Origin of the sequence: Mobilicoccus caccae, from assembly GCF_030161635.1 — a bacterium.
Taxonomy (GTDB): domain Bacteria; phylum Actinomycetota; class Actinomycetes; order Actinomycetales; family Dermatophilaceae; genus Mobilicoccus; species Mobilicoccus caccae.
In genome coordinates, this window is sequence record NZ_BSUO01000001.1 from 4,279,576 (window position 1) to 4,295,021 (window position 15,446).

Below are 15,446 nucleotides of genomic sequence, written 5' to 3' on the forward strand. Positions count from 1 at the left end.
ACCGTTCGATCCGGGCCCCATCGGGCGCCGATCAGGGCCTCGTCGGGCCCGCGACCAGGAGGACCATGTCCACGACCGCGTCTGATTCATCTGCACCGTCTGCGTCCGAGCCCACCGCCGGCTACGAGAAGCCTCAGCAGGATCTGGTCCCACGGCGGGCCGCCTACTGGCCGGTGCTCGCCCCCGCCGGGCTGATCGTCACCGTCTTCGTGGCGGTCGCGGCCTTCGCTCCCACGTGGTTCGCCGCGCAGCTCGAGGTGGTCAACAAGCTCGTCGTCAGCAGCATCGGTTGGTACTACGTGCTGCTGGTGGCGGCGTTCGTCGTCTTCAGCCTGTGGTGCGGCATCTCGCGGTACGGCGACGTGACCCTGGGCCAGGACGACGAGGAGCCGGAGTACGGCCTGTTCTCGTGGTTCGCCATGTTGTTCGCGGCAGGCATGGGCATCGGGCTCGTGTTCTGGGGTGTGGCCGAGCCGCTCAACCACCTCGCGACGCCGCCGCCGGGCGGGCCCACGCTGGAGCAGAACCCCGGCGTCGCGGCGCAGAACGCGATGACGACGACGTTCCTGCACTGGGGTCTGCACGCCTGGGCCATCTACGTGGTCGTGGGTCTGGCCATCGCCTACGCGGTGCACCGCCGCGGCCGCCCGGTCTCGATCCGCTGGGCCCTCGAGCCGGTCTTCGGCGACCGCGTCAAGGGTGTCCTCGGCGACGTCGTCGACATCGTCGCGATCGTCGGCACGGTGTTCGGTGTCGCCACCTCGCTCGGGTTCGGTGTCGTGCAGTTGTCCGCGGGCCTGGAGGTCCTCGGGATCGCGGGGCAGTCGATCTCGCTGCTGCTGTGGCTGACGCTCGGCATCACGCTGCTCGCGCTGATGTCGGTGGTCAGCGGCCTCGACGTCGGCATCAAGTGGCTGTCGAACATCAACCTCGTGCTGGCCGGCGTGCTCGTCCTCGCCATGCTCCTCCTCGGCCCGACGCTGTTCATCCTGCGCGAGTTCGTCCAGAACATCGGCCTGTACGTCGCCCGCCTCGTCGAGCTGAGCTTTCGCACCATGCCCTTCCAGGGCCAGGACGGGGAGGCGTGGCTCGGCGCCTGGACCACCTACTACTGGGGTTGGTGGATCAGCTGGTCGCCGTTCGTCGGCATCTTCATCGCCCGCATCTCCCGTGGCCGCACGGTGCGCGAGTTCGTCCTCGGCGTGCTCCTCGCGCCGACGCTGCTGACGTTCACGTGGTTCTCGATCCTCGGCGGCAGCGCGATCTACCGCGAGCTGTTCGGCGGCGGCGGTCTCATCGGCGCCGACGGCAGCGTGGCCACGGAGGCGTCGCTGTTCTCCCTGCTCGCCGACATGCCAGGCGCGGCCGTGCTGTCGGGTCTCTTCCTCATCCTCATCGTCGTGTTCTTCGTGACGAGTTCGGACTCCGGCTCCTTCGTCGTCTCCATGCTGAGCGCCGGTGGGGATCCGCAGCCGCACGTCGCGATCCGCGTGTTCTGGGGTCTGGTCGCCGGCGCGATCGCGGCGGTCCTGCTCTGGGTCGGACACCAGCAGGGTGAGGGCGGTCTCGAAGCCGGTCTGTCTGCGTTGCAGACCATGGCGATCCTCGTGGCGGCGCCGTTCACCCTCGTGATGATCGCGATGTGCGTCTCGACGTTCCGCGCGCTGCACGCCGAACACCGTCGCACCGTGCGTCTGGAGCGTGCGACGCTCCGGCGCGAACTCGCGCTGGAGCTCGCGGAGTCGGGTGATCTTGCGCCCGCCGCCGACCGCCCCGAACAGCCGCGGGGGCGAAGCAGATTCGGTCGCAGGCGCTGAGGCTGGTCTCGACGCAGGTGAAGGGGCGTGTCCGTACGACGGACGCGCCCCTTCCCGTATGCCCACTCCTGGCGCCCGACGGGCTGACATGATCGGCCGGTGCGCACCGCTCGGATCGCCCGCCGCGTCCTGATCGTCCTCCTCACGCTCACCGTCGTGATCGTGACCCTCGGCCTGTCGGGAGTCGCGTGGCTCCGGCACGAGAACCGGCCGGCCACGGGCGAGGTGCCACTGGCGGGACTGCACGGCCCGGTGCAGGTCACGCGCGACGAGTGGGGCGTGCCCCACATCCGTGCCGACACCGACGAGGACGCCGTGTTCGCCCTCGGATTCGTGCATTGGCAGGACCGCTCCTGGCAGATGGAGTTCCAGCGGCGCATCGTCGGCGGCACGCTCGCCGAGGTCCTCGGCCCGGGGGCGGTCGAGAAGGACCGGTTCCTGCGCACGATGGGCTTTCGTCGCGTCGCCGAACAGGCCCTGCCCGCGCTGAAACCCGAGAGCCGACAGCTCATCTCGGCGTACACGGCGGGCGTCAACGCCGCCATGGGGCGCACGGCGCCGGCTCCGGAGTTCCGTGTTCTCGGCATCTCACCCGCGCCGTGGTCCGACATCGACGCCGTGTCGTGGAGCCAGATGATGTCGTTCGACCTGGCCGGCAACTACGTCGACGAGATCATCGCCGCCCGCGCGCACGCCCGCGCCGGTCAGGCGGGGATCGACGCCTTGTACCCGCCGGCCGTGCCGGGCAGCGCGACGATCCTCTCGGACGAGGATCGGGCTCGGCCCGCCGCTGCGGGTACCCGGTCGGACGCGGGCGCCGACCGCCGGGACAGTGCGGCCGTGGCCGCGGCAGGGGCGGGCGCGGTGCGTGCCGCGTACTCCCTCGGCATGGCGCCGGCGCCCGGTAAGGGCAGCAACAACTGGGTCGTCGACGGCTCCCGCACCAGGAGCGGCGCCCCGATCCTGTCCGACGACCCGCACCTCGGGCTGAGCTCGCCGATGCTCTGGTACCTCGCGGACGTGCGGGGCAAGGACCTGCGGGCCATCGGGGCGAGCATTCCCGGCCTGCCCGCGATCGTCATCGGCCGCACCGACACGTTCGCGTGGGGTGTCACCAACGTCGGCGCCGACGTGCAGGACCTCTACGTCGAACCGAAGGACGCGCCGCTGACGTCGCGGCAGGAGGTCATCGCCGTCAAGGGTCAGGACGACGTGAGCGTCACCGTGCGCGAGAGCCGGCACGGGCCGATCGTCAGCGACGTGGGGGTCAGCGACGCCCCCGAGGTGAGCGGGCCGGACGGGCAGCCGCGCACCCTGGCGTTGCGCTGGGTCGCGCTCGACCCGGGCGACACGACGATGGACGCGTTCCTCGACCTCAACTACGCCCGCACGGTGGGCGACGCCGTCACGGCCCTGCGGCGGTACGTCTCACCGAGCCAGAACTTCGTCCTCGCCGACACCGAGGGCACCATCGGCTACTACGCGCCGGGAAAGCTGCCGGTCCGCAGCTGGGAGGGTCACCTGCCGGTGCCCGGCGACGGCAGCCACGAGTGGTCGGGGTACGTCCCCTTCGATGAGGTGCCGCACGTCATCGGCCCGGCGAGCGGCGCCGTCGTGTCGGCGAACAACGACCCCGGCCCGCCCGAGGCCTCGGGTCCGCGCCTGGCCGGACCGCGGGTCTGGGCCGATCCGTATCGGGCGCAGCGCATCCTCGACATGCTCGGTGAGCGCACCGACCTCGACGTGGCGGCCATGCGCGCGATGCAGATGGACGTGCGCAGCGGGCCGTGGGCCGAGCTCTCGGCCCGGTTGCTGGCGACGACGCCGCTGGACGAGGCCGGGCAGCGGGCGCTGGACAGGCTGCGGACGTGGGACGGCGTCGCGACGCGCGACTCTGTGGAGACGACGATCTTCGAGGCGTGGCTGTACCGGCTGCGCGGTCTGGCCACGGACGAACTCGGTGAGGAGGCGCGCTCGCGCACCCGCGCGGTGGGCGCCCAGCTCGAGCAGGGCGTGTTCTGCCCCGACGCCGCGGCGGGCGTGAGCACCTGCGAGCAGGCGCTGGCGCACACGCTGCGCGAGACGACCGACGACCTGCGCCGGCGCCTCGGCGCCGACATGGACCGATGGACCTGGGGCAGCACCCACGACGCGGTCCACGGCCACGGCGCCTTCGACGGTATCCCCGTCCTCGGGCGGATCTTCTCCTCCCGCATCCCCAACGGCGGCGGAACCGACACCGTCGCCCCCGCCCGCCCCGAGAACGCCTCGCTGGAGCACCGCAACGGCGCGAGCTATCGGCAGATCGTGGATCTCGCCGAGCCCGACGCCAGCCGGTACGTCGGGTCCCTCGGTCAGGGTGGGAGCCCGTGGCACCCGCACGCCCGCGACCAGTTGCCGTTGTGGCGCGACGGCGCCGACATCCCCATGAGCACCCGCGAACAGGACTGGGGAGGCACCGAGCACCTCACGCTGACGCCGGCCGGCTGAGCGCTCCGACCTGCTGCCTGCTCAGCAGGTCGACAGGCCCCGCGCCGCGGCGAACTCGCCGACCTCGCGGGCGAACACCGCCGGTGCCTCCAGCGGCAGCCAGTGCCCCACCCCCGGCACCTCCACGAGGCGCGCGTCGGGCATCTCGGCGGCGGCGCGGCGAGACCCCTCGACGGGGACGAGCGGGTCCTGCGGGGAGTGCAGGAAGAGGGTCGGGACCTCCAGGCTGCCGAGCCGGCCGGTGAGGTCGTTCCGCATCCCGGCCGGCCCCACCGAGGCCTTGTTGTAGCGCCAGTACGCGTATCCCGCTCCCGGCGCCCGTGATTCGCGGACGTACTCGGCCACGACCTCGGGCGGGAGGGAGTCGACGTCGGTGACGCTCCTGGCGAACAGGGCCTCGCTCCACCGGCTCGAGAAGTCGGAGGCGGGCATGACGACGCCGTCGGGGAGTCGGGTCGCCAGCCACGTCACCCGATGCATCAGCGGCCCACCGAACCGGCCGATGAGGCCACCGGCGGCCACGGGCACCAGCGCGGCGACACGATCCGGGTGGCGCAGCGCGAGGTTCATCACCACGTCGCCACCGAGCGACACCCCGATGGCCACGACCTTCTCCACCCTCAGCGCGTCGAGGAGCCCGACGAGACGATCGGCGATAGCGGCGGCGGACCCGGCGGCCGCCACGTCGGTGGACCCGCCGCATCCGGGCAGGTCGGGGGCGTACACCGGACGGTCCCGCGCGAGGTCGCCGATCGCGTGGTACCAGGAGATCCCCGCGTGATCCGACCCGCCTCCGTGGACGAGGAGCGCGGGAACTCCCGCGCCTTCGTGGGTCCCGCGCAGGACCCGCCAGCGTCCACCGGCCTCGGCGGTCGTCTCGCGTGTTCCGGGCGGGGTGAGCAGACGTCGGGCGGAAGGCCGTGCCTTCGAGGTCATGCCACCATCGTGCGCCATCGCTGCCGCAGGCTGCGTCCAGACTGCTGTGCGACGCTCGTCCGGTATGCCCGAAAGGGCCCTGACCTGCGGCATCTCTCCCACGTGGAGCGGTCCTGCGGCCGCTGGGTAGACTCGCGGTCACCCTACGGCCCGGTGCCGGCCGATCGCCCGAACTCCCTGAAGGACGTCCATGAGCGAGAACGCCTCGTACCGCCTTGCCAACTGCTCGATCCTGTCGGTGAGTACGGTCGAAGCGCCAGAAGTCGTCACGTCCGATCATCTCGACGAGCTGCTGCAACCGGCCTACGCGGCCACGGGCATGGTGCCGGGACAGATCGAACGACTGGCCGGGGTGAAGACCCGTCGCTGGTTCGCCAAGGACGAGGACTACACCGACGGAGCCGTCGAGGCCGGACGCCGTGCCCTCGCCGACGCGGGCGTCCACCCCTCCAGCATCGGTGTCGTCATCAACGCCTCGGTGACCCGGCCGCACCTCGAGCCCGGCATCTCCTCCAAGGTGCACCACGAGCTCGGGCTGCCGCGCAACGCGCTGGCCTTCGACGTCACCAACGCCTGCCTCGGCGTGGTCAACAGCCTCCAGATCGCCGGAACGATGATCGACAGCGGTCAGATCGACTATGCCCTCATCGTCGCCTCCGAGGGGTCGCGGCAGATGCAGGAGTCGTCGATCTCGCGCCTGGTGAACGGCCACGCGACCAGGCAGGACGTCAAGGACGCCTTCGCCACGATGACCCTGGGCAGCGGTGCAGTGGGACTCGTCCTCGGCCGTTCCGATCGTCACGGCGACGCACACCGCATCGTCGGCGGCATCACCCGCGCGGGCAGTGAGCACCACCAGCTCTGCATCGGCGGCATGGACGGCATGGTCACCGACAGCAGCCGCCTCTTCGTCGAGGGGCTCACCCTCGCCACCGACGCCTTCGCCGACGCCGAGGCCGAGTGGGACTGGAAGAACATGGACTGGTACGTCGCCCACCAGACGTCCACCGTCCACATCGCGGGCCTGTGCGACACCCTGCACCTCCCGCAGGAGAAGTTCCCGATCAGCGTCGACACCTACGGCAACATCGGCCCGGTCGCGTTGCCGTTCACCCTGGGCCTCGCGCAGTCGTCCTTCGCCAAGGGTGACCGGGTGCTGCTCATGGGCATCGGCTCCGGTCTCAACACCTCGTTCACCGAGGTCGTCTGGTGACCGACGCGGTCGCGATCCGTGAACGTCTCGTCCGCCTTCCCGGCATCGACCCGTCGTGGTCGCGCACGGTCGAGGCCCCCGATGCCGACGGCATCCGGCGCACGTGGCACCTGCTCGACACGCACGCGACCGCCGAGGTGAGTTCGGTCCGGGGCACGGTGCTGGCCGTCCACGGCAACCCGACGTGGTCCTACCTGTGGCGCCGGTTGCTCGCGAGTCCGCCGGCGGGGTGGCGGGTCGTGGCCGTCGACCAGCTCGGCATGGGGTTCTCCGAGGACCCCGGGGGCACCATCGCCGCGCCGCGGTCGCTGGCCTCGCGCATCGAGGACCTGGGCCGGCTGACCGACGTGCTCGACCTCGGGCCGCGTGTCGTCGTGGCCGGTCACGACTGGGGCGGCATGGTCGCGAGCGGATGGGCGTTGGCGCACCGCGACGTCCTGGCGGGGATCGTGCTGGCCAACACCACCGTGCGCCACGACTTCGACTCCGGACTGCCGCCGGCGCTGTCGTTCAGCCGCCTCGCGCCGCTGCTGCGCCGGGTCACCGTCGACACCCCCGCGTTCGTCCGCGCCGCCACCGCGGTGAGCACCCCGCGCCCTCCGCGAGAGGTCCGCGACGCCTATGCGCTGCCGTACGGCTCGCGCCAGGACCGCCGGTTCGTCGGCCAGTTCGTCGCCGACATCCCCACCGCCTCCTCCCACGCCACCCGCGCCACGATGGACGCGCTCGCCGAGGGCCTGTCCGCGCTCGGCGCCGAGTCCGACACCCCGGCGTTGCTGCTGCGCGGCCCGGCCGACCCCGTGTTCTCCGAGGCTCACCTGCGTGACCTGCGACGACGCCTGCCGCACGCCGACGTGCACAGGTACGAGGGCGCCTCGCACCTCGTCCTGGAGGACGCGCCCCGCACGGCGACCGACATCGCCGACTGGATCGTCGCCCGCGTCGATCGTGACGTCCGTGACGGTCGCGAGGAGGACCCCGCTGCGGCGGAGGATCGCCCCGCGCCCGGTGCCTGGGCCGTCGGTACCTCGGCCCGCCCGTGGGCCGGTCTCACCGAGATGGCCCGCACGAACCCCGAGGCCCTGTGCGTGGCCGAGGTGCGTGAGGGACGACGTGCGCGGTCGGTGAGTTTCGGTGAGCTGGAGGCGGACGTCGAGCACGTGGCCCTCGGTCTGCGTGAGGCGGGGGTGCGGCCCGGTGACCGTGTCGGACTGCTCGTCGAGCCGGGTGTCGAACTCACCGTCGCGGCGTACGCCTGCTGGCGGGTGGGTGCCGTCATCGTCGTGGCCGACGCGGGTCTGGGCCTGTCCGGCATGGGTCGGGCCCTGCGCGGTGCCGGCATCGACCACGTCATCGCCATTCCCAAGGCGCTCGCCGCGCTGCCCGTGCTGCGGGTGCCGGGCACCCGGATCCTCGTGGGGGACATGCCGGCCGCCGTGCGCCGGGTGCTGTCGGTCGCTGCGTCCTTCGACGAGCTGCGCGCCACCGGGCGCCGGCTCGCCGCCGCCGGGCAGGTGCTGGAGGACGTCTTCACGGGAGACGCCGACGCCGCCGTCCTGTTCACCTCCGGGGCCACCGGTCCGAGCAAGGGCGTCGTCTACACCGTCGACCAACTCCGCGCGCAGATCGGCGGATTCGGGCACATCTACCGCCTGAGGCCGGGTGGGCGACTCGTCGCCGCGTTCGCGCCGTTCGCCTTGTACGGACCGGCGCTCGGCGTGGCCGGGGTCACCCCGGACATGTTGGTCACCGCACCGGCGACGCTCACGGCCGCCGCGCTCGCCGACGCCGTCGTCGCCGCCGAGGCCACCACCGTGTTCGCCTCTCCGGCCGCGCTGCGCAACGTGCTGCGCACCGGGGGTGACGTCTCCGAGGTCCAGCGCGAGGCCCTGGGGCGGGTCGAGATCCTCATGTCGGCCGGGGCGCCGGTGCCGGCGGGGTTGTTGCGCGAGCTCGGGGCGCTCATGCCGCGGGCCGAGATGCACACGCCCTACGGCATGACCGAGTGTCTGCCGGTCGCCGACATCACGCTGCACGAGATCGAATCCGTCCTGGCGGCAGCGGGCGCCGACGGCGACGGTGCCGTCGAGGGAGTGTGCGTGGGCCGCCCCCTGGACGGGGTGTCGGTCGCCGTCGCGCCGCTGCCCGATGAGCACGACGGCGAGGACGGCCCGTTGACCGGCGAGCCCGACGTCACCGGCGAGATCTGTGTTCGTGCGGCGCACATGAAGGACCGCTACGACCAGCTCTGGGCCACCGAACACGCCGCCGCGGACCACCCGCGGGGTTGGCACCGCACGGGCGACGTCGGGCATCTCGACGCCGACGGACGGCTGTGGGTCGAGGGCCGGCGCGTCCACGTCGTCCACACCCCGACCGGACCCGTCACGCCCGTCGGTATCGAACAGCGCGTCGAGGCCCTCCCGCAGGTGGCCTCCGCCGCCGTCGTCGGCGTCGGGCCCGCCGGGGTGCAGCAGGTCGTCGTGGTCGTCGTCCCGGAGTCGTCGGACTCGGAGTCCTCGACCTCGACGGACGTGTCGGGTCCGTCGCGGGCCGTACTGGCCGACGACGCCTTGGCGACGGCCGTACGTGAGTGCAGTGGGCATCCGGTCGCCGCGGTTCTCGTGCGTTCGTCCATGCCGGTCGACATCCGGCATCAGAGCAAGATCGACCGCACCGAGCTCGCCGGGTGGGCGCAGGACGTGCTCGCCGGACGGGGAGGGGCGCGATGAAGGTCCTGGTCACGGGCGCGTCGGGGATGCTCGGCGGGGGTGTCGCCCGGGCTCTGGCCGCGCGCGGTGACGACGTGAGCGTGCTGCAGCGCCGGCCGAGTGGGCTCGCCGACGAGGGACTGCGCGAGATCCTCGGGGACGTCTGCGATCCGGCTGCCGTCTCGCGCGCCGTCCGCGGTCAGGACGCGGTCGTGCATCTCGCGGCCAAGGTCAACGTGACCGGCGCCTGGAAGGACTACGTCCGCGTCAACGTCGGAGGCACTCGCGCCGTCGTCGACGCCTGCATCGAGCACGGCGTGCCGCGTCTGGTGCACACCTCGAGTCCGTCGGTGGCGCATGCCGGCACCTCGATCGTCGGCGAGGGTGCCGGGCCGGCCGATCCCGAGCGGGCCCGGGGCTCCTACGCGCGGAGCAAGGCCATCGCCGAGCGCATCGCCCTGACCGCGGACGCACGGGCCCGGCGCGACGGCCGTGGCCCGGCGGTGGTCGCGATCCGTCCGCATCTGGTGTGGGGGCCGGGCGACACCCAACTCGTCGCGCGCATCATCCGGCGGGCCGAGTCGGGCCGCCTGCCCGTGATCGGTTCGGGCGCAGCGCTGGTCGACACCACGTACATCGACAACGCCGTCGACGCGTTGGTCGCCGCGCTGGATCGGTGCGAGCAGATCCGGGGTGAGGCGTTCGTCGTCACCAACGGTGAGCCGCGGCCGATCTCGGAGATCTTCGCCGCGTGGGCGCGCGCGGGCGGGGTCGACGTCGAACCCAAGCGGATCCCCACGCGTGTCGCGCTGCTGGCGGGGAGTGCCGTCGATGTCGTCACCGCTCTGCGTGAGCGCCTCGGTGACGCCGACGACGTCGATCCGCCGCTGACCCGGTTCCTCGTCGAGCAGCTCACGACGGCGCACTGGTTCGACCAGCGCCGCACCCGTGAGGCGCTGGGCTGGACACCGCGGGTGAGCCTGGAGGAGGGTTTCGCCCGCCTCGCGGCCTCGGGTGGTGAGGCTGGCAGACTGGTTGCATGACTGATCACGCGGATGCAGCCCCGCTCGCCCAGGACCTCGACGCGCCGATGGTCGCGTTGTTCGCGGCCATGTCGGCCGTGTGGACCGCGCTCCCGGACTACGTGGAGAGCCCGGCCCGGCGCCGGTTGCTGAGGGCGGCTCTCGCCGCGGGCACGGTCGTCGTCGCGGCGCGATGGATGACCGAGCACGAGAGCATCGACACGCAGCGTCGGGGCGGAACCGAGAGCCGTCTCGACGCAGAGGCGCCGGTGGAGACGTCGCAGGAGTCCGAGGAGTCCCGTCCGTGGATGACCGCCGGGATGGTGGTCGGTGGACTGGGTCTGCTGGTCGGCGGCCTGGTGGCGGGGCAGAAGCTCGACGACGCGACCGCGGGCTGGTTCAGCCGTCGCGGCGTCCGCCACCCCTACACCGCGACCGGACTGCTGTGGGGCGCAGCCGAACTCGCCCTCCACCCGGTGGCCAGGCGCTGGGACAGCTGACACGCAGAGCCGTGTGAGCCCGGAGCCCGGAGCACAGGGGATGGAGACGCCGACGCCCGGCGGACCGCTGAGGTCCGCCGGGCGTCGGTCGCGTGGTGCGTCAGGAGCCGATGACGCCGCCGTCCTTGCGACGGATGACGATCGTCGACGGGCGCGGACGGCCCTTGGGGTCGTGCTCGGGCCAGGAGCTGACGGCCTGCGGGTTCTTCGCGGTCGGTTCGCCGATGGCCTTGGTGGACTCACCCGGGTGCTGGATGTTGACGAACATCGTGCGCATGTCCGGGGTCGCGATGACACCGGTGACCTCGCAGCCCTTCGGCCCAGTGAGGAAGCGGCGGATCTCGCGGGTCGTGGGGTCGGCGCACAGCATCATGTTGTTGCCCAGGTGCTCGTACTCCTTGAGGTGCTGCGTGGAGTTCGACACATCGGTCTGGATCCAGATGCGGCCGTGCGGGTCGCCCCAGATGCCGTCGGGGGAGCCGAAGGAGTCACCGTTGATGTTCACCATCGGGTCCTTCTCCGGGTCGCCCGCGATCACGAAGATGTCCCAGTCGAACTCGGTGCCCGTCTTGTCGCCGTGCTTCTCCATCCAGCGGATGATGTGGCCGTACGGGTTGGGCTTGCGCGGGTTGGCCGGGTGCGGGCCGGAGGAGCCGTTGGTCAGCGTGCAGAACACGTGACCGGTCTTGGTGTTCTCGGTGATCCACTCGGGACGGTCCATCTTGGTGGCGCCCACGGCGTCGCCCGCGCGGCGGGTGCGCACGAGCACGTCGGCCTGGTCGGCCCACCCGTTGGCCTTGGTGAGCGCGCCCTGCCCGAAGACGAGCGGCAGCCAGGTGCCGGTGCCGTCCTCGTTGAACCTGGCGACGTACAGCGTCCCCTCGTCCAGCGGGCTCTTGCCGCGGGCGCGCATGGAACGCCACGGGGCGGCGCTGACGTACTTGTAGATGTACTCGCCGTTCTGGTCGTCACCGGTGTAGACGACGACGCGGCCGTTGGACTCCGCGAAGTGGCAGTTCTCGTGCTTGACGCGGCCGAGGGCCGTGCGCTTGACCGGGACCTGGTCGGGGTCGAACGGGTCGATCTCGACGCACCAGCCGAACCGGAACTGCTCGTGGGGGTCCTTGACGAGGTCGAAGCGCTCGTCGACCTCCTCCCAGCGGTAGTCGGTGCCGCCGGTGGGCAGGCCGTACCGCTTCTCCTCCGCGGTGGCCTCGTGGCCCTTGGCGGTGGTGCCGAAGTACTGGTTCCAGTTCTCCTCGCACGTGACATACGTGCCCCAGGGGGTGTGCCCCATCGAGCAGTTGTTGAGCGTGCCGCGCGGCTCCGTCTTGGCCTTGAGCTTGGGGCTGCCGGCGGCGGGGCCGGAGAACCGGACCGGGGTGTTGACGTGCACCCGGCGGTTGAACGGGGAGTCCACGTTCTTCCACGAGCCGTCGCGCTGCTGACGCACCGAGACCACCGAGACGCCGTGCGCGTGCTGGTGCTTGCGGGCCTTCTCGAGGGTCATGTCGCCCTCGAGGCCGTCGATCGTCAGCATCGCCGGGTCGGTGTACTCGTGGTTGAGGACGAGCAGACCGGCGCCGTTGTTGTCGTGCTTGCCGCCACGGCTCTTCATGCGGCCACGGGTGTCGAACGGGAAGAAGTGCATGCCGTCGTGGTTGAAGCCGACCTGCACGGCCTGGTCACGCGCGCTGTTGGTCGCGTTCTTCTTCCACGCCGGGCCGTCGGAGTGGATGGGGGTGCCCCAGGGGATGAGGACCTCCGCGACGTACCCCTCGGGCACGTGCACCGTGTCGTCCTTGCTGACCGGGACGGCCTTGAAGCCGATGAGCGGACGCTTGGGGTCGCCGCCCGCGACCGAGGCGGTGGACGTCGCCGGCACGGCCGCCGCCTGGGCGACCGGGGCGCCGGCGAAGAAGCCGACGGCGGCGACGCCGATCGTGCCGCCCAGCATGTTGCGGCGCGAGACGTCGGCAGCGAGGACGTCGGCGAAGTGCCGGTTGCCGCTCGGGTTGGTGATCAGGTCGTCGGGGTCGAACGAGTCGCTCATATGGACCTCACGGAGTCGAAGAAGGGGTCATCTGACGGCAGGCCGAAGACATGCACGTATGCCGTGACGCTATGGAGGGGCGATGACGCGGGAAGGCCGCTGAGGCGAACTCTGAGTTCCCGGCAGGTGTCCACGAGGTTGCCTGGGGCGTCTCGATCACGCCGAGTGGTTCTCCCGGGCCGATTCCAGCCGTTGCCGGGCCTGTTCGTAGGCGTCCGCCGCCGTCTCCCGCTCCTCGCGGGCCGCCTGCGCGGCCTCGGCGCTCGCGCGGGACTCCGTCGCGGCCGCCTCCATCAGGCGCGTCAGATCGGCGAGGCGTCGGGCGGCCTTCTCGGCCAGACGTTCGCGCTCGGCCTCCACCAGGGAGGCGCGCGCCAGTTCGCGGTCGGCGTCCGCAGCCTCCTGCTCGAGCCGGGCCAGCCGCCGCCGGCTCGCGGCCGTGGTCTCGGGTTCGGTCGCCGTGTCCGCCTCCACCGCAGGAGCGCTCGCGTCCTCCGAGGCCTCGCCGGTCGTCGCGTCGGCCCGCTCGGAGGTGGGCGCGGATCGCTCCCGGCGTCGCCCCAGGGCGTGGGGCGCGGCGATCGCGTCGGACACGTCGACCTCGCCGAACCCCGCGTACTCCAGCGTGCGCACCAACGCGCCACCGGCGAGCGCGTCGGCGGCGGCCTCGTCGGCCAGCGCCGCGACGCCCGTGCTCCGGATCGCCGTCGCCGCACTCATGCTGAGGCCGTGCCCGTGCGCATCCGCGACGAACCGGGCCGCCCGGGTGAACCCGTCCAACGTGGTCTCCCGCTCGACGCGCAGCGCCCGCAACGCGTCGACGTCCAACTGCGACTGCGCGGCCCGCATGCGACGTCCGAGGTCCAGCAGACGATCCACCTCGACCGGACGATCCCGCACCACCAGGTTGAGCGCCCACGCCGCCACGGTCGGCTTGCGCAGTTCACCGATCTCCGACGCGCGCTCGCGATCACCCCCTCGCGCGCCTCCTTGGCGAGCCGGGTCCGCGTCGCGACGAACTCGTCCGGATCGACGCCGTACAACTCCTCGAGGACCTCGGGCGGGATCATGACCGCGCGGTGTGTGTCCGTCGACGCCACCTGCGCGGTCGCTCAGGGACGCGTGTCGTCGTGTTCGGGGGTGTGCGTTGGCTGACGAGGATGCCCGCGAACATGAGGGAGAAGCCCGTGAGCTCGCGCCAGGTCAACGGCTCGCCGAGCATGATGATGCCGCCCAGCGCCGCGAAGAGCGCCTCCATCGACAGGATGATCGCCGCCGCAGCCGGGGCCGCGTCACGCTGCCCGAACACCTGCAGGGTGTACGCGACGCCGACCGACAGGACGCCGCCGTAGAACAGCGGGACGAGGGCCGAGCCGGTGCCGGCGAAGGGGTCCGACTCGAAGAGCAGGGCCGCGACCAGGGCCAACACCGAGGTCGTGGCGAACTGGATCGCCGAGAACCGCAGCGCGTCCAGGCGCGTGAACCGGTCGACCACGAGGATGTGCGCGGCCCAGAACAACGACCCGATGAGCACGAGCCCGTCGCCGGGGTCGGGCGTCAGGGAGCCGTGGACCGACAGGACGTACAGGCCGCCGAGGGCCAGCAGCGCCCCGACCCAGGTGGACGCGCCGGTGCGGTGGCGCAGGAAGACGCCGAAGATCGGCACGAGCACGATGTACAGGCCGGTGATGAATCCGGCCTTGCCGGCCGTGGTCCAGTTCAACCCCCACTGCTGCAGCCAGGACGCGGTGAACAGGATCATCCCGGCCGCCATCCCCGGCAGCAGCGCCGCGCGGGTCCGTTCGCGGCGCGCCCCGAGCCCACCTCGAGCCGTCCGCAGATGGTCGAAGAACACGATGACGGGCAGGAGCGAGAGGGCGCCGAGGCCGAACCGGATGCCGTTGAACGCGAACGGCCCCATGTGCTCGGCCCCCACGCGCTGGGCGACGAACGCCAGACCCCAGATCGCGGCCGTGAGGAACAGCAGCAGGTTGCCGCGCAGGCGAGGGGTCATCGACGGATCCTGTCGGGCGAGAACGGGTGTGGATCGATCGTAGAACCCCGGATGCCTCAGATCAGACGCGGGATCGCGCCTTCGTGCTCCGCGCCGGGTCCGGCGCACCCCGCGACCGGCTGAAGGTCCACAGGCGGTTGAGCAGGAACGACAGGGGCGTCACCGCGATCACCGTGATCAGCTGCGCCCAGTAGGCGCGGGTGCGGAAGCCGGTCGTGCCGTCGAGGACGTCGGTGGGCAGCTCCAGCGGCGAGTACGGGTGCATCAGCAACGTCATGAGCAGCAGTTGCACGACGAGGACGGCGAGTCCGATCGTGAAGAACCGGAGGAACCGCGTGCGCTCGGTACGCGCCCCGGCGCGGAACGTCCAGATGCGGTTGAGCTCGAAGTTGCACAGGTTGGCGACGAGGAACGCCAGCGAGGCGAAGACGTGGAACCACCGGATGTTGAAGTCCGTCGGCAGCAGCGGCAGGAACACGGACTCGGGGTCGAAGGGCGTCAGCCGGTTGAGCAGGATGACGACCCCGAGATTGACGAGGACGCCCGAGCCACCGACCAGCGCGAACCGCATCATCTCCCCGACGTGCGTGCGGGTGATGGAGAACCGGCGCGACGGCATGGGTCCTCCTGAGGCAGGTCGGGTGGGTGTCTCGGGCGCGCCTCGTGGGCGCGGGCGAAAGGGCAGCCTAC

At 71.8% G+C, this 15,446-nt stretch carries 11 protein-coding genes; 6 read left to right on the forward strand and 5 right to left on the reverse strand.

The features are described 5' to 3' along the window. The first annotated feature begins 65 nt into the window (after positions 1-65). Positions 66-1,817, forward strand: coding sequence for a BCCT family transporter (locus QQK49_RS21075; RefSeq protein WP_284305710.1), 1,752 nt, complete (start codon positions 66-68; stop codon positions 1,815-1,817). A 99-nt stretch (positions 1,818-1,916) separates the two neighbouring features. Continuing rightward, positions 1,917-4,307, forward strand: coding sequence for a penicillin acylase family protein (locus tag QQK49_RS21080; RefSeq protein WP_284305712.1), 2,391 nt, complete (start codon positions 1,917-1,919; stop codon positions 4,305-4,307). Between the two features lie 21 nt (positions 4,308-4,328). On the opposite strand, the gene QQK49_RS21085 is transcribed toward QQK49_RS21080, so the two are convergent. Continuing rightward, positions 4,329-5,243 (reverse strand): alpha/beta fold hydrolase, encoded by a 915-nt coding sequence (locus QQK49_RS21085; protein WP_284305713.1) that lies wholly within the window; start codon positions 5,241-5,243, stop codon positions 4,329-4,331. Between the two features lie 190 nt (positions 5,244-5,433). Here QQK49_RS21085 and QQK49_RS21090 point away from each other — a divergent pair, with 190 nt between their 5' ends. From QQK49_RS21090 to QQK49_RS21105, 4 genes are read left to right on the forward strand one after another with little or no spacing between them, the layout of a single operon-like run. Next, positions 5,434-6,456 carry a 3-oxoacyl-ACP synthase III gene (locus tag QQK49_RS21090; RefSeq protein WP_284305714.1) on the forward strand — a complete coding sequence of 341 codons (1,023 nt, stop codon included), beginning with the start codon at positions 5,434-5,436 and terminating at the stop codon, positions 6,454-6,456. After that, positions 6,453-9,188 carry an alpha/beta fold hydrolase gene (locus QQK49_RS21095; protein WP_284305715.1) on the forward strand — a complete coding sequence of 912 codons (2,736 nt, stop codon included), beginning with the start codon at positions 6,453-6,455 and terminating at the stop codon, positions 9,186-9,188. The genes QQK49_RS21090 and QQK49_RS21095 overlap by 4 nt, the downstream gene beginning before the upstream one ends. Further along, positions 9,185-10,210, forward strand: coding sequence for an NAD-dependent epimerase/dehydratase family protein (locus QQK49_RS21100; protein WP_284305716.1), 1,026 nt, complete (start codon positions 9,185-9,187; stop codon positions 10,208-10,210). The genes QQK49_RS21095 and QQK49_RS21100 overlap by 4 nt, the downstream gene beginning before the upstream one ends. Continuing rightward, a complete protein-coding gene (locus tag QQK49_RS21105) occupies positions 10,207-10,689 on the forward strand; it encodes a hypothetical protein (protein WP_284305717.1) in 483 nt (160 codons plus the stop codon). The genes QQK49_RS21100 and QQK49_RS21105 overlap by 4 nt, the downstream gene beginning before the upstream one ends. Positions 10,690-10,789: 100 nt before the next feature. On the opposite strand, the gene QQK49_RS21110 is transcribed toward QQK49_RS21105, so the two are convergent. From QQK49_RS21110 to QQK49_RS21125, 4 genes are all read right to left on the reverse strand, one after another. Further along, the gene (locus QQK49_RS21110) at positions 10,790-12,742 is read right to left on the reverse strand and encodes a PhoX family protein (RefSeq protein ID WP_284305718.1); all 1,953 of its coding nucleotides are present in this window, start codon (positions 12,740-12,742) and stop codon (positions 10,790-10,792) included. Positions 12,743-12,898: 156 nt separating this feature from the next. Next, positions 12,899-13,669 (reverse strand): hypothetical protein, encoded by a 771-nt coding sequence (locus QQK49_RS21115; RefSeq protein WP_284305719.1) that lies wholly within the window; start codon positions 13,667-13,669, stop codon positions 12,899-12,901. 139 nt (positions 13,670-13,808) lie between these two features. After that, positions 13,809-14,756: a DMT family transporter gene (locus tag QQK49_RS21120; RefSeq protein WP_284305720.1), complete on the reverse strand. Its 948-nt coding sequence runs from the start codon at positions 14,754-14,756 to the stop codon at positions 13,809-13,811. Positions 14,757-14,817: 61 nt separating this feature from the next. After that, positions 14,818-15,375 carry a GtrA family protein gene (locus tag QQK49_RS21125; RefSeq protein WP_284305721.1) on the reverse strand — a complete coding sequence of 186 codons (558 nt, stop codon included), beginning with the start codon at positions 15,373-15,375 and terminating at the stop codon, positions 14,818-14,820. Positions 15,376-15,446 lie beyond the last annotated feature (71 nt).